Source organism: Flavobacteriales bacterium (assembly GCA_016699575.1).
Lineage (GTDB): Bacteria > Bacteroidota > Bacteroidia > Flavobacteriales_F > PHOS-HE28 > PHOS-HE28.
The window spans coordinates 1,927,518-1,946,588 of sequence record CP064979.1; the positions used below are offsets into that span (position 1 = coordinate 1,927,518).

General features: G+C 59.1%; 15 protein-coding genes. 3 read left to right on the forward strand and 12 right to left on the reverse strand.

The window, feature by feature from the left end; genetic code table 11:
* Window positions 1-2: 2 nt before the first annotated feature.
* The 4 genes from IPJ76_07970 to IPJ76_07985 form a co-directional block, all read right to left on the reverse strand.
* Window positions 3-380, reverse strand: a complete 378-nt coding sequence (locus IPJ76_07970) for a GxxExxY protein (GenBank protein QQR88132.1) — start codon at window positions 378-380, stop codon at window positions 3-5.
* A gap of 91 nt (window positions 381-471) precedes the next feature.
* On the reverse strand, window positions 472-1,035 hold the full coding sequence (locus IPJ76_07975; protein ID QQR88133.1) for an aminoacyl-tRNA hydrolase: 564 nt from the start codon (window positions 1,033-1,035) through the stop codon (window positions 472-474).
* Window positions 1,036-1,113: 78 nt separating this feature from the next.
* On the reverse strand, window positions 1,114-1,776 hold the full coding sequence (locus tag IPJ76_07980; protein QQR88134.1) for a 50S ribosomal protein L25: 663 nt from the start codon (window positions 1,774-1,776) through the stop codon (window positions 1,114-1,116).
* 33 nt (window positions 1,777-1,809) lie between these two features.
* Complete coding sequence (locus tag IPJ76_07985) at window positions 1,810-2,766, reverse strand: ribose-phosphate pyrophosphokinase (protein ID QQR88135.1); 957 nt, start codon at window positions 2,764-2,766, stop codon at window positions 1,810-1,812.
* Between the two features lie 185 nt (window positions 2,767-2,951).
* On the opposite strand from IPJ76_07985, the gene rnr reads away from it, so the two are divergent.
* Complete coding sequence (gene rnr / locus IPJ76_07990) at window positions 2,952-5,204, forward strand: ribonuclease R (GenBank protein ID QQR88425.1); 2,253 nt, start codon at window positions 2,952-2,954, stop codon at window positions 5,202-5,204.
* Here rnr and IPJ76_07995 read toward each other — a convergent pair.
* The 3 genes from IPJ76_07995 to IPJ76_08005 are packed head-to-tail and all read right to left on the reverse strand — an operon-like array spanning window position 5,201 to window position 10,257.
* The gene (locus IPJ76_07995; GenBank protein ID QQR88136.1) at window positions 5,201-5,956 is read right to left on the reverse strand and encodes a response regulator; all 756 of its coding nucleotides are present in this window, start codon (window positions 5,954-5,956) and stop codon (window positions 5,201-5,203) included. The two genes, rnr and IPJ76_07995, sit on opposite strands and share 4 nt — an antisense overlap.
* Window positions 5,957-6,000: 44 nt before the next feature.
* Window positions 6,001-8,685, reverse strand: coding sequence for a PAS domain S-box protein (locus tag IPJ76_08000; GenBank protein QQR88137.1), 2,685 nt, complete (start codon window positions 8,683-8,685; stop codon window positions 6,001-6,003).
* A 36-nt stretch (window positions 8,686-8,721) separates the two neighbouring features.
* On the reverse strand, window positions 8,722-10,257 hold the full coding sequence (locus IPJ76_08005) for a hypothetical protein (GenBank protein QQR88138.1): 1,536 nt from the start codon (window positions 10,255-10,257) through the stop codon (window positions 8,722-8,724).
* Window positions 10,258-10,691: 434 nt separating this feature from the next.
* Here IPJ76_08005 and rpiB point away from each other — a divergent pair, with 434 nt between their 5' ends.
* A complete protein-coding gene (gene rpiB, locus IPJ76_08010) occupies window positions 10,692-11,132 on the forward strand; it encodes a ribose 5-phosphate isomerase B (GenBank protein ID QQR88139.1) in 441 nt (146 codons plus the stop codon).
* Window positions 11,133-11,304: 172 nt separating this feature from the next.
* Complete coding sequence (locus IPJ76_08015) at window positions 11,305-12,684, forward strand: M28 family peptidase (GenBank protein ID QQR88426.1); 1,380 nt, start codon at window positions 11,305-11,307, stop codon at window positions 12,682-12,684.
* On the opposite strand, the gene IPJ76_08020 is transcribed toward IPJ76_08015, so the two are convergent.
* The 5 genes from IPJ76_08020 to IPJ76_08040 all read right to left on the reverse strand — a co-directional run bounded on the left by IPJ76_08020 (window position 12,681) and on the right by IPJ76_08040 (window position 18,962).
* Entirely contained in the window at window positions 12,681-13,949 is a 1,269-nt protein-coding gene (locus IPJ76_08020; GenBank protein QQR88140.1) for a TlpA family protein disulfide reductase, read from the reverse strand. The genes IPJ76_08015 and IPJ76_08020 overlap by 4 nt on opposite strands.
* Window positions 13,950-13,995: 46 nt before the next feature.
* On the reverse strand, window positions 13,996-15,546 hold the full coding sequence (locus tag IPJ76_08025) for an aldehyde dehydrogenase family protein (protein QQR88141.1): 1,551 nt from the start codon (window positions 15,544-15,546) through the stop codon (window positions 13,996-13,998).
* A 188-nt stretch (window positions 15,547-15,734) separates the two neighbouring features.
* Window positions 15,735-16,622 (reverse strand): class I SAM-dependent methyltransferase, encoded by an 888-nt coding sequence (locus tag IPJ76_08030; GenBank protein ID QQR88142.1) that lies wholly within the window; start codon window positions 16,620-16,622, stop codon window positions 15,735-15,737.
* A 29-nt stretch (window positions 16,623-16,651) separates the two neighbouring features.
* Complete coding sequence (gene mnmG / locus IPJ76_08035) at window positions 16,652-18,568, reverse strand: tRNA uridine-5-carboxymethylaminomethyl(34) synthesis enzyme MnmG (protein QQR88143.1); 1,917 nt, start codon at window positions 18,566-18,568, stop codon at window positions 16,652-16,654.
* Between the two features lie 67 nt (window positions 18,569-18,635).
* Window positions 18,636-18,962, reverse strand: coding sequence for an N-acetyltransferase (locus tag IPJ76_08040; protein ID QQR88144.1), 327 nt, complete (start codon window positions 18,960-18,962; stop codon window positions 18,636-18,638).
* Between the last annotated feature and the right edge of the window lie 109 nt (window positions 18,963-19,071).

Consider the following 19,071-nt stretch of genomic DNA (forward strand, 5'->3'; position numbering starts at 1 on the left):
GCTCAATGGCCCAGCAACCAACGCTTCACCTCCATGCGATCGGACCCGAAATTCAGCAAGAGCCCTCGTCGCAGCCCCGTCGCCTTCAAGTAGTTCATTAGTTGCGCGGTCTCGGGGCCGCCCAACGCCCGAAGCGCTTTCAACTCCACAACTACTTCGGAGAAACATAGGAAGTCGGCCCGGTAACCGGTTTGGAGACGTTGCTCCCTGTAGAAAATGGGAAGGGAAACCTCGCGTTCGAACGGGATCTCCTGAACGGCAAACTCTAAAGCTAGCGCCTCTTGGTAAACCGGCTCCAGAAAACCCGGACCCAACCTATTGTGCACCTCGTAACCTGCACCGATGATCCGGTAGGTCAGGTCGTCATCTCCTGCTTGCATTGCTCGAGGGTACTATGACGTGCGGCACAACGAACCGACCATGAAGCATGATGATCCCGATCCTCTTCATCCGCATTATCCGTGGATGCATCTACCGCTTGTTGAAATTGTTCATCGTGCTGGCAATGCCCAACAGACCGAATTGCAGGACCGCCTTGCACGCGATCTCCGTGCGTTCCGCAAGTGTCTTCCTCTCCTCCTCGCCCCATTTGCCAAGAACGTATTCGCTCTGGCGCCCCCGGGGAAAGTCGCTACCGATGCCGAAGCGCATCCGCGGGAATTCCTGCGAACCGAGCAGCTCAATGATGTTGGTGAGCCCGTTGTGGCCACCCGCGCTCCCGTTCGCACGTAGGCGGATCTTCCCGAACGGCAGGGCCAGGTCGTCCGTTATCACCAACACACGATCTGTCGGCACGTTCTCCTTGTCCATCCAATAGCGCACGGCCTTGCCGCTGAGGTTCATGTACGTCTGCGGCTTCACCAGAATGAAGGTGCGGCCCTTGTGGCGCAGCTCCGCCACCTCGGCATAGCGGTCGCCAGCAAAGCGCACCTCGCCCATGCGCGCCAGTTCATCGAGCACATGGAAGCCGATGTTGTGGCGCGTGTCTTCGTATTCGGGGCCGGGATTTCCCAAGCCTGCGATCAGGTACTTCATGAGCGGGCCTCAAAAGAAACGCGCCCCGGTGATCCCGGAGCGCGTTTGTCATTCGTGTGCAGGTGCGAGAGCCGAGACCTACTTCTTCGCAGCGGGTTTGGCGTCCGCCTTCTTGGCATCGGCAGCCGGCGCAGCAGCCGCAGCGCCCGCAGCTGGAGCGGCAGTCGTGGCGGCAGCCGCGGGAGCCACCTCTTCCACCTTCTTCGGCATCTTCACCGTGAGCACCACATCCTCTTCGTTCTCCATCACGGAGAGGCCGGGGAAGTTGAGCTCGCTCACACGCATGCTGTGGCCGAGCTCCACGCCGCTGATGTCGATGTCCAAATGCTCCGGCAGCGCGTTGGGCAGGCCCTTGACGCGCAGCTTGCGGAACTTCTGGCTGAGCACACCGCCTTTGCGCACGCCAGCAGACTGGCCCTTCAGGTTGAGGCTCAGGCTCACGGTGGCCTCCTTGGCATCGCTCATCTCGGTGAAGTCCGCGTGGATGACCGCATCGCTCACGGGATGGAACTGGGTTTCGTGCAACAGCGCCATCGTCTTGGTGCCGTCCATGTCCAGTTCGATACGGTAGGTCTCGGGGGTGAACACCACCTTGCCGAGGGCCTTGGCATCCACATGGAAATGCTTCACGGAATCGCCGCCGTAAAGCACACAAGGCACGCGGCCCTGGCGACGGAGGCTGTTGGAGTTGCTGGAGCCGGACCCGGTGCGCGGCGTAGCTTCAAGGGTGACCTTCTTCATGTGCTTCATCCCGAGACGTCGGGAACGCGGTTGTTAGGCGATGATGAACGTGCTACTGATGCTCTCGTGGCGACGCATGCGATGGATGACATCGGCGAAGAGCGGGGCCACGGAAAGCTGTTTGATCTTGTTGGTCTTCCCCAGCTTTTCGTCGCTGATGGGAATGGTGTCGGTGACGATGAGCTCGAGCAGGGATGAGTCCTGGATGCGCTTGCATGCTTCGCCGCTGAGCACGGGATGCGTGCACACGGCACGAACACTGGTAGCGCCCTCGGCCATCATCATGTCGGCGGCCTTGGTGAGCGTACCGGCGGTATCCACCATGTCGTCAACCAGCACCACGTCGCGCCCCTTCACATCACCGATCACCGTCATGCGCTCGATCTGGTTGGCCACTTTGCGTTGCTTGTAGCAGATGGCCATGTCGCAGCCGAGGTGTTTGCTGTACGCGTTCGCGCGCTTGGTGCCACCAGTGTCCGGAGCGGCCATCAACAGGTTGGGCAGGCCCAGGCTCTTGATGTGCGGCAGGAAAATGCTGCTGGCGAACAAGTGATCGACGGGCACCTCGAAGAAGCCTTGGATCTGGTCCGCGTGCAGGTCCATCGTCATGATGCGGTCCACGCCGGCGGCGGTGAGCATGTTGGCCACCAGCTTGGCACCGATGCTCACACGGGGTTTGTCCTTGCGGTCCTGGCGCGCGAAACCGAAGTAGGGCATCACCGCCACGATGCGTTTGGCGCTGGCCCGCTTGGCGGCATCCACCATCAGCAACAGCTCGAAGAGGTTGTCGCTCGGCGGGAACGTGCTCTGCACGATGAACACCAGTTCACCGCGCACGGTCTCTTCGAAGCTCGGTTGGATCTCCCCGTCGCTGAAGCGGCTCAGGGTGACATCGCCCAGCCGCTCGCCGCTGTGGGCGGCAACCTTCTCGGCCAGGTAACGCGAAGCGCTACCGCCGAAGATCTTGGCGGATTCGAGTTGGGCGGTCATTACGTCTCCCTGATCCTCGCCTCCGGAATGCCAAGGCGGGTGAAAAGGGGCCGCGAATGTAGAGATCAGCCGGGTTTATCAACACCTGTTGGTAGGTATTGCTCTCCCGGGGGCCGACTTCCGCGCCCACCTGCCGAGCGGCAGGGCCTCATCTTCGCGCGGCCCGTTCCATGGGCCCATTCCCGATGCCCAAGACCAAGAAGAACGAGCCCGCCCAAGACCTTCTCTCCCAGACCGTTCTGGCTGCCGTGCGGCAAAGCGGCAGCGCCGGCATCACCGCCCAGCAGCTGGCCCTCAAAACGAACATCAAGGACCGGAGCAAGCTCTATCTGTTGTATGAGGCCATTGACGAGCTCTTGGGGTCGGGCAAGATCAAGAGCGGTAAGAAGGGGCGATATCACGCAAGCATGCTCGTGGCGGAGAAGCACCCGGGCAAGGCGGGCGCCCATCATGCCGAGCGAACGGACGCTCGCCGCGAAGATCCCAGCACGGTGGAGGGTGTTCTGGACATTGTGGGCAATGGCTCCGGCTACCTGAGATTGGAGAACATGGACGAAGACCTGTTCGTCCACGCCAGCAACCTGGGGTTGGCGCTAACGGGCGATACGGTGCGGGCCAAGGTGGTGCAGCGCCGGGGCCGCAAGCCCGAGGCGAAGGTCCTGGAGGTGCTGAAGCGCAAGCGGACCACGTTCGTGGGTACCGTGCACCGCGACAAAGGCCGATGGTACGTGCGCCCGGACGATCAGAAGCTGAACCGTGTGTTCACGCTGCGCGATAGTGATCGAAATGGGGCCATTGAAGGAGAGAAGGTGGTACTCACGCTGGGCGACTGGCGCGACCAACGGGAACAGCCCCCCGGCGTGGTGGACCGGGTGCTGGGCAAGGCGGGCGAGCACGAAACGGAGATACACGCCATCCTGGCCGAGTTCGGGCTGCCCTACGATTTCCCTGACCATGTGGAGCGCGAGGCCGGCACCATCAAGAACGGGGTGACGCCGACCGAGATCGCCAAGCGGCGCGATGTGCGGCACATCACCACGATCACCATAGACCCGGAAGACGCCAAGGACCTGGACGATGCCTTGAGCTTGCGCAAACTGGACAACGGCAACTGGGAGGTGGGCGTGCACATCGCCGATGTGAGCCACTATGTGCGGCCCGGAATGGCCATCGAGGAAGAGGGCGCAGCGCGCGCCACCAGCGTATATCTGGTGGATCGCGTGGTGCCCATGCTGCCCGAGAAGCTCAGCAACGGGCTCTGCTCACTGCACCCTGGCGAGGACAAGCTCACCTTCAGCGCCATCTTCGAACTGAACGAACGCGCACATGTGGTGAACGAGTGGTTCGGACGGACGGTGATGCACAGCAACCGCCGGTTCGCATACGCTGATGCACAAGCCATCATCAATGGCGGTGAGGGTGAATTCAAGAACGAGGTGCTCATGTTGCATGGGCTGGCGCAGGTGCTTCGCAAAGACCGCATGGCCAATGGTGCACTGGAGGTCGGCGGTAATGAAGTGAAGTTCAAGCTCGACGAAAAAGGCCGGCCGTTGGGGGTTTTCGAGAAGGTGATGGCCGAAGCGAACTGGCTCATCGAAGAATTCATGTTGCTGGCCAACAAGCGCGTGGCCACCTACGTGGGCTCTCTGAAGAAGGGCGGCATCCATCCCTTCGTCTATCGCATCCACGACGAACCCGATGAGGAGAAGATCGAGCAGTTGAAGTCCTTGGCGAAGAGCCTCGGCCACAAACTGGAGGTGCGCAAGGGCGAGGAACTGAACCACGCCATCAATCGTCTGTTCGAACAGGTGAAGGGCAAGGAAGAAGAGAAGATCATCAAGCAGGTGACCATCCGCAGCATGGCCAAGGCCGTGTACAGCACGGACAATATCGGGCACTACGGCCTGGCCTTCGATTTCTACTCCCACTTCACCTCCCCCATCCGCCGCTACCCCGACCTGATGGTGCACCGCGCACTGCAGCACTACCTGGACGGCGGAAAACCCCTGAACAAAGCAGAACTGGAGGTGAGCTGCAAGCACAGCAGCAACCAGGAGCGGATGGCCGCCGACGCCGAGCGCGCAAGCATCCGGTACAAGCAGGCCGAGTTCCTGCTGGCCCGCATCGGACAGAGCTTCGATGGTGTGATCAGTGGTGTCACCTCGTGGGGACTGTACGTGGAGCTGGTGGAGAACAAGTGCGAGGGCATGATCTCCTTGCGCGACATGCGCGGCGATCATTTCAAGTTCGTCGAGGGCGCCTTCAAGGTGGTGGGTGCGCGCACGGGCAAGACCTATCGCCTAGGCGATGAACTACGCGTGACCATCCGCGCCGTTGACATGGAGAAGCGTGTGGTGGACCTGGTGCTGGAAAACGAGAAGGGCGCGCTTCAAGTGCACGCCCCTTCTTCAAAAGGCTACCGTAAGGGCCGTCGTTAGACGAGGTTCAAGCGCTTGGCGAGCTCGTCCTTGTAGCTACCTCCAATGGGGATGATCTTTTTGTCGTTCTCCAGGATCACGTTGGGCTGTTCGATGGCCGCGATCTTGTCGAGGCGCACGATGAAGCTACGGTGCACGCGCACGAAGTCGCTCTCGGGCAGCTTGGCCTCGATGTCCTTCATGGTGCTGTGGATCGTGTAACGCGTGTTGAGCGTGTTGATGGTCACATAGTCCTTCAGCGCCTCAACGAAATAGATGTCGGCCGTCTTCAGCTTCACGAGGCGGCTGTTGTTCTTCACGAAGAGGAACTCGCGGCCCGTCTCCTTGTTCTCCACCAAACTGAACAGCAGGTCGCGCTCTTTCAGCACCTCGGTTTCCTTCTTGTGCTTGTAGAGCGCCATCTCGATCGACGTGTGGATATCGATCTCCTTGAACGGCTTGATGATGTAACCGTAGGGCTGCGTCACCTTCGCCCGGTTCAAGGTGCTTTCGTCCGCATATGCCGTGAGGAAGATGACCGGGATGTTCGTCTCCTGGCGGATCTTGTCGGCGGCTTCGATCCCGTTCATATCACCCTTGAGCATGATGTCCATGAGGATGATGTCCGGCTGGGTTTCGATGGCGAGTTGCACGGCGTTCTCGCCCGTTGCTGCTGCCCCGGCCACTTGGTAGCCGAGCTTCTTCAAGCTGTGCTGGATGTCCTTGCTCACAATGCTCTCGTCCTCCACCACCAATACACTGGTTTGCGCCATGGCTCTCCGTTGGTTACGTTCAAAGGTATGCTTGCGGGGCGTTTCTACGGCTTTCCGATGCGTTGGTTGCCTGTTGCGGGGCTCCGGTCGAAGGTGAGCACCCACCGGGCACCTTTTCCGGGCTTTCGCTGGATGCGCCCGTCGATCTGCTCGGTAAGGGTTTGCACCAGTTGGAGCCCGAGGTTGGCGCTGCGCTCGTCGTGGAAGTCGGCCGGGAGACCTACCCCATTGTCGGCCACGGTGATGGAAACCCTGGACCCGTCCAACAGCACCCTCAGGTCAATGACGCCCTCTCCCCCGCCCGGAAAGGCGTGTTTCAGGGCATTGCTGAGCAGTTCGTTCAGGATGAGCCCGCAGGGTATGGCTTGGTCAAGGCCGAGTTCGACTTTCTGCACGTCGGTGTTGAGCTTCACCTTCCCCGATAGGCTGTAGCTCAACATGAGGTTGCGGGCAAGGCTGTCGATGTAGCTGCCCAGGTCGATACTGCTGAAGTTCTTGGTCTGGTAAAGGCTTTCGTGGATGAAGGACATGCTGCGCACACGGTCCTGGCTGTCGCGCAAGAGTTCCAGCATGCGTTTGTCCCCACCCACATAGGAACTCTGCAGATTGAGGATGCTGCTGATGATCTGCAGGTTGTTCTTCACCCGGTGGTGCACCTCTTTCAGGAGCACCTCCTTCTCGTGCAGGTTCTCCAGCATTTTCCGTTGCGCGTCCTTGCGGTCGGTAATGCCGTGCGCAATGCAGCTCACCTCCTGGACCCTGCCGTCCACCACAATGGGGTTCAGGAAATTCTCCACCCAGAGCATGCGGCCCCTACCGTTGTCCAGCTCCACTTCGAAATGCTGCGGCTCCCCGCGCATGGCCGCCTCATAGTGCCCCACGATCGGCTTCCAGAGACCACCGGCCACGCGCTGTTTCATGTCGTCAATGAACGGGTCTCCAACCTTGTAGTCGATGCTTAAGCCACGGAGATTGCTATGGTGGAAGTGCTCGTTGAACGCCGTGAGCCTATAGTCGCGGTCGAGCGTCCAGATCATCACGTTGGCGCTGTTCTCGAAAATGGCCTTCAGCCGAGCTGATCGATCACGGACCATGCGCTCGGCCATCACTTGTTCAGTTACCTCGTGGCCAAGGCCGAACACCTCGTCCACCGTACCGTCCGCGGCAAGCACGGGGCTCAGGAAGATCTCGTTGCACACCAAGCTTCCGTCATGGGCTTTCACCTCCGTCTCGAACCGCATGGTGCGCCCTTCGAAAGCACCGGCGTATTTGTCCTCCCAGAAGCGGTGGTAGGCATCGCTTGCGAAGCGCTTGCGCGGCTCGAACGCATTGGTCCGCGCCTCGGGGCGTATGCCGTAAAGCCGGTGCACCATGTCCGAATAGCTCTGGTTGAAGCTGGTGAGCGCGATCTCCCTGTCCACCGTCCAGAACATGTGATCCCCGCTTTCGAACAACGCTCGCAGCTTGGCGGTCTCGTGATGGAGTTTCTCTCGGTCTTTGTTGGCCTTGGTAATGTCGCGGCTCACGCCCATCGAACCCAACAAGGAACCATCCTCGGCGAACAACCTGCTGGCAGAAAGGAACGAGACGAAGTGGTTGCCCTCGCGGTCCACGTTGCGCACTTCGCCAGCGAAGGCTCCGTGGGCGTCCAACTCTCGCAAAACGCGCGCATGTTCTTCAGGCCCCGCGTACAGCATGCCTGCGTGCTTTCCCAGTACCTCGTGCGGTTCATAGCCGAATTTCACACTGGCCGCCGGATTGAACTCGGTGATCGTAGCGGTGCGGTCCACGGCAATGATGCAGTCCAATGAGCTGTTCACCAGGCTCCGTGCGAATTGTTTCGAGCGTCCCAGTTCTTCCTGCGTGCGCCTGTGGCGATCGATCTCCTGGCGCAACACGTGGTTCACCTCCTCGGCGATGGTGGCACGCAATCGCTCCTGCTCAAGACGGTCCCTTTCGCGGCGGTCCGCCATGTTCAATTGGATCGCCACCGCACCTTCGTAGCGGATCGTCGATGCGGTGAGCAATAGTTCGCGAGCGGATCCATCCGGCGCCATCCATCTGGCTTCGATGGCCGGGCTGTGGCCATTGGCCGGCACTTCGCTCAGCCAACCACGCAACCGTGGCTGGTCCCCTTCATGGATGAGGCCGATGAATTCCTCTCCGGTCAATGCCGCACGGATGGTCAGTCTTTCCGCGGCCGGGTTGGCATATCGCACCCTGCCCGACATCACGATGATGATGCCATCGCTCACGTGCTCCACCAACTGCCGGTAATTCTCCATCAACGCCCGTTGCTCCACTTCTGCGTTACGGTAGGCGGTGATGTCCACCAAGGTCCCTTCAATAGTGGCCTGTTCTTCGTTTTCCGTGCCCATGAAAACGTTTTCCAGCACATGCACGGGACGTCCGCTCTTGTGCTTCAGGACAAGACCGTAGTTGATGAGCCGGCCGTTCGCTGCAAGGTCCTTGACGAACTGTCTTCGGTCTGCTTCGCTGAAATACAATTCCCGGGTGTCCATCACCAGCAGTTCCGCGCGATCCTTGTAGCCCAGCATATGGGCCATGGCATCATTGCATTCCAGGAACGTCCCCTCCAGCGTGGAGCGGTAAACGCCTGCAACGTTCTTCCCCACCAAGTTGTCGTACTGGCGCTTCAGGTCAAGATAGGCCTGCTCCAATGCCTCACCTGTCGGTGCTTCCGTGCGCATATCAGCACTCCTTTCCACGCCACGAACTTAGCGCGGGCAAGGGCCGGGCCCTGCTCATTGTTCGTCGCCTCCTTCCGATGGAACCGGCAGTCGTTCACCATCGATACGGACTTCCTCGCCGTTCACGTAGCGTATGGTCATCTTGAGGGAGCCCACCGGATCGTAGAGCTGCCAATCGCCCTGCTGAAGCCCCATGGTGTATTTGCCTTCCATGCGCAGCTGTCCGTTCGGGAAGTACCATCGGTGCTTGCCTTGCGGCTCCCCGGAAACGAACTCGCCGATGAAACTGGTCCTTCCGTTTTCGTACTCGTGCTTCCACACGCCTTCCTTCAAGCCGTCTTTGTACTGGCCGTGTTCCGTGTGGTCACCAACCACATAGACCCACTCTCCTTCCTTTCGACCGTCGATGTACTCGCCTTGGGTGATCACAACACCCAGGCTGTCATATTCCACGCTTGAACCGTCCTCGCGGCCTTTGCGATAGTTCTCCTCGCGGTGCACGGCCCCGTTCTGGTAGAACCACTTCCATGTGTTCTGCGCAAGGCCGTTCGCATATCTACCCCGTTGTTCCACCTTGCCGCTGCGGTGGTAATACACCCACTCACCCTCGCGCTTGCCCTCCTTGTATTCACCCTCCGCCCGCAATTCGCCGCTGGCATAGAACTCCTGCCACATTCCGTTGGGCACGCCCAGTTCGTTCACGGGTCCCTTGCCCATCAACTGGCCGTTGCGGAAAATGCTGGATGAGACAATGGAACCGTCAGGGGCGAACTCTTTGAACAGGCCTTGCTTGCTGCCATCCTTGCCATAGCTCCCCGTTGTGGCCGGCTTTCCATTGGGGTGATACGTGCTCTTGATCTTCAGGATTTCCGCTTCCGCCGCGTTCTGTTGCACCTCTCCCGCATCGAACTTGCTCAGGTCCTTCAGATTGCCGTTCGCGTCATACTCCTTGAACACTCCTTGGCGCTTGTCGTCGACGAAAACGCCCTCCCACTTCACCTTGCCTGGTCTGCCATCCGCACTCCCCGGATAGAACTCCTTCCATGGGCCCTGCTTCCAGCCCCTGGCATCCGTCCTGTTGATCTCTTCCCGCTTGCGCAGGACACCTCCTCCGTAGGAAAGCAGTGCGGTGATCCGCCCGTCTGCCGAGTACTCGTAGCCCCTTCCCTGTTCAACACCTTTCTCGAACGGGATCCTCTTGTGCACAGTACCATCGCCATTGTAGTACAAAGCATCCCCTTCCCTGATATCATTCGTGAAGATCTCAATGCTCTCAAGTCTCCCTTCCGCCGAAAACTTCCGTTGCGCACCGTTCTTCTTGTCCGCGGCATACGTCATCTCGTTGGTCAGCTTTCCTTCAGGCGAATAGAACCGCCAAACGCTGTCCAAGAGGAACTGCTTGCGGTTGCCTTCGCTCCTGAGCACGCCAGTGTCATAATAGGTCTTCCACCACCCCTCCGGCTTGCCGTCCACCAAAGTGCCCTCGCTGCTCACGCGCCCGTTGGGGTGCTTGTATTGCACGAACCCCTCCTGCCCGTTCGCCACTTGTGCGACGAACATCATCCACACTAACACACCAATGTATTTCATCTTCTACTTTCTAAAGAAAGATCATAGTTCTAGTAGGCCTGTTCATTGTGTTGAAAGCCGTTGCGTCGATCAGCACGGCAAGGACTTCTCAAAAGTAGCCAACGATCCATCCACGATCCATCGTGCCCTCATAGCCCGGGGAAGATGGACTGGTCGCAGGAACCGTAGATGACCGAACGATCGAAGGATGATGGTTGAAGACGGTGCATGTGGATGAGATACGGGCTTATGAACAGTGGAACGATCGTTGAAGGCGGGTATGGAGAATGATCGAAACTTGATCCTTGTGGGAACGGAACGATCGATCATGGCGATCAACGATCGTTCGATCCCGAAGAAGTTCTCCCGGGATCTCCATGGCCGATCCCACGATCCATCCACGATCCCTGGGATCCCAGCTGGTCGCCCGTCTATCTTTGCCGTACAGGCACTCCATGAACATAGCGATCGGGAACGACCACGCCGGGACCGTTCTGAAGAACAAACTGGTCCGGCATCTGGAGGAAATGGGGCATCACGTGTCGGACCACGGCTACGGAGGGGCCGATAGCGTGGACTACCCCGATTTCGCTCATCCTGTGGCTGAAGCCGTTTCAGGCGGAAATGCACAGTTGGGCGTGTTGATCTGTGGCAGTGGTAACGGTGTGAACATGGCTGCCAACAAGCACCATGGTGTGCGTTCGGCTTTGGCTTGGAACGAAGAAGTGGCAAGGCTGGCACGCACGCACAACGATGCGAACATTGTGGCACTGCCGGCACGGTTCATCTCCGATGAGGAGGCAGTGACGATCCTGGACGCTTTCTTGACGGCTCCTTTCGAGGGTGGCAGGCACCAACGCCGAGTGGCGAAGATCGAGGAAGGAACACGGTCATGATCACCGCATGAACAAGAGATCCGTTTCGATGCTGGGTTGGGTCATGCCGTTCGTGCTGATCGCCCAGCGCGACAGTGTTCAGGTCCGTTACGCAGAGACCATCACGGAGGCTGACCTACGTAAGCATTTGACCGTATTGGCCAGTGATGCATACGAAGGCCGGGAAACAGGAATGCGCGGCCAGAAAATGGCAGCGGACTACCTGAAGGAACAGTTCCGATCGTTCGGTATCGAGCCCCTGCCCCACCACGCTTCAAGCGGAATGAGGGATGGCTACTTTCAGCCGTTCGACCTGGTCATTGAGCAACCCGGAGCCCTTGTTCTGCAGGTCGACGGAGTTGCTTACAAGTTCCTGGAAGACCAGATCTATTTCTCCAAGCGCGCAACCGACGATCGGTCGTTCGATCGTATCTGGTTCACTGGCGAATCAGGACTGGCCGGGTTGCCTCCCGAGGCGAGCGCGGCCATGGTCCTTGTGCCTAAAACAGAACCCGGATCGGTAGCAATACTGGAGAAGCTCAGGACGCTGACGGGGTCCTTCTCCGGCCAGGGTGGAAAGTTGTTGCTTATCGCACTCGAGGACTTTGATGCGACGGCAGCACAGTACGCGCACTGGTTGGGCAGTACACGAATGCGCCTGGCGGATGACGAAGAGGGCAAGCCGGTTGATGGATTGCAGGTCATGTTGGTCGATGCCGGTCCGGCCATGGCCATCCTTTCCCATGGAAACATCGCTTGGGCAAAAGCCCTGAAGTCGGTGCGGAAGGGCCGGGCGGTGAAGACAAGGTCCATTGAGGCCGTCATCAGTGTTCTTGACCGGCCCGTGCGTACTCCGATCGAAAGCGAGAACGTCCTGGCGTATGTGGAAGGCACGGATAAAAAGGACGAACTTGTTGTGGTGACGGCCCACTACGATCACATCGGTGTGCACGATGGCGAGGTGTACAATGGTGCCGACGATGATGGTTCAGGCACTGTCGCGCTGCTGGAGATGGCCCAAGCCTTTGCCGAGGCCAGGAAGAACGGTCACGGACCGCGCCGCAGCGTCCTCTTCATGCCGGTGAGCGCCGAGGAGAAGGGCCTGTTGGGCTCTGAACACTACAGTGAACACCCTGTTTTCCCACTGACGTCCACGGTGTGCAACCTGAACATCGATATGATCGGAAGGACCGACAGTGCGCACTCCGCCAGCCCACCGTACGTGTACATCATCGGTAGTAACAGGCTGAGCACACAACTGCATGAGGCCACCCTGGAGGCCAATGAACGCTACGTCAGGCTCGACCTCGATGAAACGTTCAATGCGCCGGAAGACCCCAATCGGTTCTACTACCGGAGCGACCACTACAATTTCGCTCGGAAGGGTGTTCCGGCGGTCTTCTTCTTCAGCGGCGTTCACGAGGACTACCACCAACCCGGCGATGAGGTGGAGAAGATCCGCTTCGATCTCTTGCACCAACGCACGTTGCTCGTCTTCCACACGGCATGGGATGTTGCCAACCGCGAGCAACGGCTGGTGGTTGACGGCAAAGTGGAAAAGGAGAACGACTAGGCAGCCTTGCGAACGACAGCGGGCTCAGCAAGCATCCGTTCAATGAACAGCTCCAGGTTGCGGCGGTAGTTGAGGTAGTGGTCACCGGTGCCAGGGCCATAAAAGCCTGTGCGGATGCGGCGCACCCTGCCTGCGCGGTCTATGAAGATACAGGTGGGATAGCTCATCACATGATCAAGGAACGGAAGGCGTTCCGCGGCCTCCTCTTTTCCCGCCCGACCAGCGTAGGCGATCTCGTACTTCACATGCAACCGGTCCCGGAACCTCCTCAACGCTTCAATGGCCTTCAGGCTGTCGCTCTGTTTCTCGAAGGCCAATGCGACCACTGAAAGACCTTCGTGGTTGTACTTGGCGTACATCTCGTCCAGAAGCACCGTTTCATCCACGCAGTTCGGGCACCAGCTTCCCATGACCTGCACCATGATGACCCTGCCAACGTGTGCCGAGTCCAAGGGGCTCACATAACCGCCCTCGATCAACGGGAAGCGGAAATCGGCCATAGCGTATCCCTCACGCAAATGGGTCAGGGAATCGGGGTGGCGCAGGGTGAAGGCCGGATTGCGGACCGCGACCCACGGCTCCTGCCAATGATTGCCGCTCCAGAAGCGGCCGATCAAACTATCGCTTTGCCACCCGGCCTTGAAGAGGAACGCGTGCGAGCCATCGAAGCATGATAGAAGAAGGGAGTCCCCGATCACCACTCCCTCCAAATAACGATAGTCGCCGGTTTCCGTGAGGAAGGTTCCACGCATGCGCGGCCCCTGCTGTTCGAACTGGCCAATGGCCGCGTAGGCATCCGCCGTGCCGATGCTGTAATGGGTTTCCCACGAGCCCGACAGATCACGCGGCTCTTGGTTGGGAACACCAAGGAACCGCTCTGAACGGCCGGCGGTGGCGTGGAACGGAATGGAATAATCGGGACCCTTCAGATGGTTCAACCACCGTCCCGAAAGCGAGGAGTCCGAGGTGAAGACCCCGATGAATTCCGAATCGAAAAGCGGCATTTGGGCATGGAAGGAATCGCCAGCGATGACCACTTGATCCACGGCGATGCGCTCCGTGCTGTTCAGGACCGTTAGCGCCCACCGCGTGGAGTCACGCGTGAGTTCCACGTTGAAGGGCAAATGGTTGCCACCACCGATGTCCAAGGTGAACAACCAAGGACCAGTGATGGGTTCGGTCGCTTTCTTTACCACGGGCGCGCTGCACGAAGCAAGCACCAGTGAAAGAGCAAGGGCGATCCAGTGGGAGGGGCGCAAGCGCATCAAGGGCGCCGAATATACCGGCGGCACCATACGCGTCAACGGCCCTCTACACGTCGAACTTGATACCCTGTGCCAAGGGCAACGAACTACCGTAGTTGATGGTATTGGTTTGGCGGCGCATGTAAGCTTTCCAAGCGTCGCTTCCGCTCTCCCGCCCCCCACCGGTTTCCTTCTCGCCGCCGAAGGCACCACCGATCTCAGCACCGCTTGTGCCGATATTGACGTTCGCTATGCCACAGTCGCTCCCTGCGGAACCCAGGAACTCTTCCGCTTCCCTAAGGTCGTTCGTCATGATGCTGCTGCTCAAGCCCTGCTTCACTCCGTTTTGGATGGCTATCGCGTTCGAGAGCGGCCCCGAATAGCGTAGGAGATAGAGTATCGGCGCGAAGGTTTCTTCTTGTACAATGTCCATTTCCGGATGCGCCTCAACAATGGCGGGCCTGACGTAGCAGCCGCTCGCGTGTTCGGCAGTGCCCAAGACACCGCCCGGCACTACAATGGTCCCGCCTTGCGCGCTGGCCAAGGACAGGGCGCGGGTGTATTGTTCCACGGCCGCACGATCGATCAAAGGACCCACGTGGTTGTGTTCATCAAGCGGATCGCCAATACGAAGTTGAGCGTATGCGCGCGTCAGTTTCTCTTTCATCCGATCGTAAACACTTTCGTGGATGATCAAACGGCGCGTGGTGGTGCAGCGCTGTCCTGCTGTTCCCACGGCCCCGAAAAGCGAAGCGCGTAAAGCCATGTCGAGGTCTGCACGCTCGGAGATAATGATGGCATTGTTGCCACCGAGTTCCAACAATGAACGCCCAAGGCGCTCCCCTACTACCCGGCCCACTGCCTTGCCCATGCGCGTACTACCGGTTGCGCTCACCAGTGCAATGCGCTCGTCGGCGGCGAGCCACTCCCCTACTTCGCGCCCGCCATTGATCACAACGCTGACTCCGGCGGGTACATTGTTGCGCTCGAAGACCCGCTGCGCGATGTTCTGGCAGGCAACGCTGCAGAGAGGCGTTTTTTCACTGGGCTTCCACACGCATGCATTGCCCGCGACCCAAGCGAGGGCCGTGTTCCAGCTCCACACAGCAACAGGGAAGTTGAATGCCGTGATAATACCCACCACCCCGAGCGGATGCCATTGTTCATACATGCGGTGCGACGGCCGCTCACTGTGCATGGTGAGCCCGTGGAGCTGTCTGGACAGCCCAACCGCGAAGTCGCAGATGTCGATCATTTCCTGCACTTCGCCCAGTCCTTCTTGCAGGCTCTTGCCCATTTCATAGCTCACCAGGCGCCCGAGTGCGGCCTTGTGCAGGCGCAACTCATCCCCAAGTTGACGCACCACCTCGCCGCGTTTTGGTGCTGGCCAAGTGCGCCATTCCGCGAAGCCTTGTTGCGCCGAACGAATGCAGGCATTGTATTCGTTGCGGAGCGCGGACTGGACGTGGCCGATGACGTTGCCATCAACCGGCGAGATGGACGGGATCGGGCTGCCCGCGGAAGGAAGCCAGGATCGGCCGTCGGACTGGCCGCTTTGGGACTGTTCGACTGCTAGCTCGCCGAGGAGCTCTTGAATGGGGTGTTTGGCGGTGATCATTCCAAAATGAAGGGGCTGCGAAGCTATGTGGGAGAGATATGCACCTCGCAACAGACAAATACGTGAGTATCAGACGCATAGCACTGACGCAGTTCTTTGGGCTTAGATGCGGTATAACAGCACAGAAGGGGTAGAGTACCCAAGAGGGGTGTAAGTGCCAGCAGAGACGTCGCAATGGGGCCACAGGCTCAATGTGTCTTTTTTAGAACATAGAGCATGCTGGAAGTGGAGCGGCCAGTACTGAGCGCGACAAGGTTGGAGTAGGTGCCCTTGGCTAGACCCAGGACCAATGCCGGAATGGGGCCCCGGCCGGCGTACCTCTCAGATAGCATGGAGATGTACAGGGCGTCGAACCATAACCGTTTGGTGAGCGCGAGGCGAAGCCCGCTTTGGCCAGCGAGATGGTGCAGGTCCCTGGGCCGGAAGTGGGAAAGGTGACGAGGGACATCGAGTGCGGCCCAGAGGGAGCCGTAGTGTTGCGAGTCCCAGCTGCTAACGTCGGGTACTGCGATCAGGAGGATCCCGTTGGGCGAGAGCAGGCTTGTGAGTTGTAAAAGTGTCTGGGTTGGATCCGGAACGTGTTCCAAGACGTGCCAGAGTGTAATGACATCGAATCTGTGCTGGGTGAGATCGGCCAGGGATGGGTGTACGGGGCATGATGCTGTCCGGCGGGCAATTGCTCGCGCCTCGTCACCGGGCTCGACACCCTCGACCGTGTATCCGCACGAACGCATGTGCGCTAAGAAGGCACCTGCCCCACAGCCGTAGTCCAATACGGTTTTGCCGGAGGTGAGCCGGGCGATCATGCGGCGTTTGGCCCGAAGAGCTATTGATCGTGCCAAGTAGTATAGAGCAGGGACCAGACCTCGAGCACGATTGCTATGACTGATATAGTTGCTGGACCCGTAGTAGCGGCCGAGTTCGTTTGGGTTCGGGCGGGGATTGGTAAAGGCGAAGCCACAGTGGGTACAACGTGTGAGGGTGAAGACTTCCTTGGTCAGGTAATGGTCAGGTACGTTGAGGAAGGTGTTCAACCCGCGGTTTTTGCACAGGGGGCATTGCTCAAGGTTTTCCATGGCGATGTTCCACGTGGAACAAGGAGTTTTTATCGGCCGAGGTAGACCAACAGTACGGTAAGGTCGGCGGGCGAAACCCCGCTGATACGGCTTGCTTGGCCTAGGGTGGTGGGACGCGCAGCACTAAGTTTTTGACGGGCCTCTATGCTGAGCGAGGCTAGGAGGGCGTACTCCAAAGCGGGGTCCAGCGGAATATCCTCTAGGCGGGTCAACTTTCTTGCCAAGGCACTTTCCTTCTCGATATAGCCTTCGTATTTCGCAGTAAGCTCAACCTGCTCCAGCACTTCATTTGCCAAGTCGCCGAAAGACGGGAGCAACGACCACGACGCCGGGGCCAAGAGCTCGAGGTCGCCTATGCCCAGTTGTGGGCGAAGTAAAAGATCAGATGCACGAATGCGCTGCTTCAGCGGGGATGTTCCACGTGGAACCAAGTGGGTATTGGCAAGCTTCGGATCGACACTTTCCCCACGTAAGCCGATCTGCATTTCTGCAATGTGGCGGATCTTGGTATTGAGCCGTTCCAAACGACCGCGACTGGCCAAGCCTAGCTCAAACCCCTTTGGTGTAAGGCGTGCGTCTGCGTTGTCCTGCCGGAGCAGGATGCGATACTCTGCCCGACTGGTGAACATCCGGTAAGGCTCTTCCGTGCCTTTGGAGATAAGATCATCGATCAGCACACCGATGTATGCTTCATCCCTCCCAAGGACGAAAGGAGACGCACCACGGACCTTCAGATGCGCATTTATACCCGCCATCAAGCCTTGGCAAGCCGCCTCTTCGTAGCCCGTGGTACCATTGATCTGGCCGGCGAAATAGAGCCCGTCCACCAGCTTCGTCTCGAGAGTATGGTTAAGCTGGGTCGGCGGGAAGTAGTCATACTCAACAGCATATCCAGGCCGGAACATGCGCGCATTGGCGAAGCCTGGGAGAAGCCGTAGCGCAGCGATCTGCACATCCTCAGGAAGGCTTGTGCTGAACCCATTGATGTATGTCTCGATCGTGTTCCACCCCTCGGGTTCGACGAAGATCTGATGCCGGTCCTTGTCTGCGAAGCGATCGATCTTATCCTCAATACTTGGGCAATACCGCGGGCCCCTTCCGAGGATGCGGCCGTTGAACATGGGGCTGCGATCGAACCCGCTGCGGAGCATGTCGTGGACTTCCGGACTGGTGTAGGTGATCCAACAACTCAGCTGTTTTTCGACCGGCCGGGTAGTGGGAGAGAAGCTGAACTTGCTGGGGTGTTCGTCTCCACGTTGCTCCTCCAACTGACCGTAATCGATACTCCGGCCATCCACTCGTGGAGGCGTGCCGGTCTTCATACGGCCGGCGGTGAATCCCAGCTCCTCCAGTTGTTCGGTGATCCCGTGCGCTGCACGCTCGCCCGCCCGTCCGCCTCCGAATTGTTTATCCCCGATGTGCATGACACCCCCGAGGAAGGTGCCGTTAGTAAGCACCACTGCGCGGCACAGAAAGGTATTGCCCAATGCAGTACGCACTCCGCTCACCATATAGGTGCCGCCGTTCCGATCGACCTGTAATGAGACGACCTGGTCTTGGAGGAAATGGACATTGGGGATAGATTCGAGCACGAGGCGCCATTCCTCGGCAAACCGCATCCGGTCGTTCTGTGTCCGGGGACTCCACATGGCCGGCCCCTTGCTGCGGTTGAGCATCCTGAACTGAACCGTGCTGCGGTCGCTCACCAGCCCGCTGAAGCCACCCAAGGCATCTATCTCCCTGATAATCTGGCCCTTACCAACCCCGCCCATAGCCGGATTACAGCTCATTTGCCCGATCACACCCATGTTCATGGTGATGAGCAACACACGACTACCCATGGTAGCCGCTGCAGCAGCGGCTTCGCAGCCGGCATGACCAGCACCAACGACGACCAAGTCGTATGCGGTGGAGTTATTCACAGCATGTTGAAAAAGGGCGGCCAAGTTAACGGTACCCCATGCTGCACCAACCTTTGGCGCACTCGGCGGTGCTAATGAACGACCGCGCGGGTCAGACGTTCAGCCCCTTCAGCAGTAGGCGCTTCCACTCCGGGTGCTCGCGCAAATAGGTCTTCACATGCATGCTGACCGGGATCAATTTCCAGCGCTTCTCCTCCACGAACATGAGCGCCTTCAGGACCAGCGCATCAGCCACAGGCAGGCCATCCAGCGCTTTGGGTATTTCGGTCTGGGTCAGGAAAATGCGATCACCCTGGAAGTCGTATTCCATGCGTGCCCGGTGTTCGCCCACCTGTAGCACGAACTGGCGCATGTCCTTTTCATCGATCAACGGCAGCGACTCGAGGTCGGTGGCTTCGGGGGCGGTGCGCTTGGCCATGGTAACGGGCCGCGAATTTACCATGAGTTAAGACAGGTACAGCGTCTTTGTGGGGTCCCGTACCGGCGTTCGATGGATCCGTGAATTCGCACGGCCGATCGGCACTGGG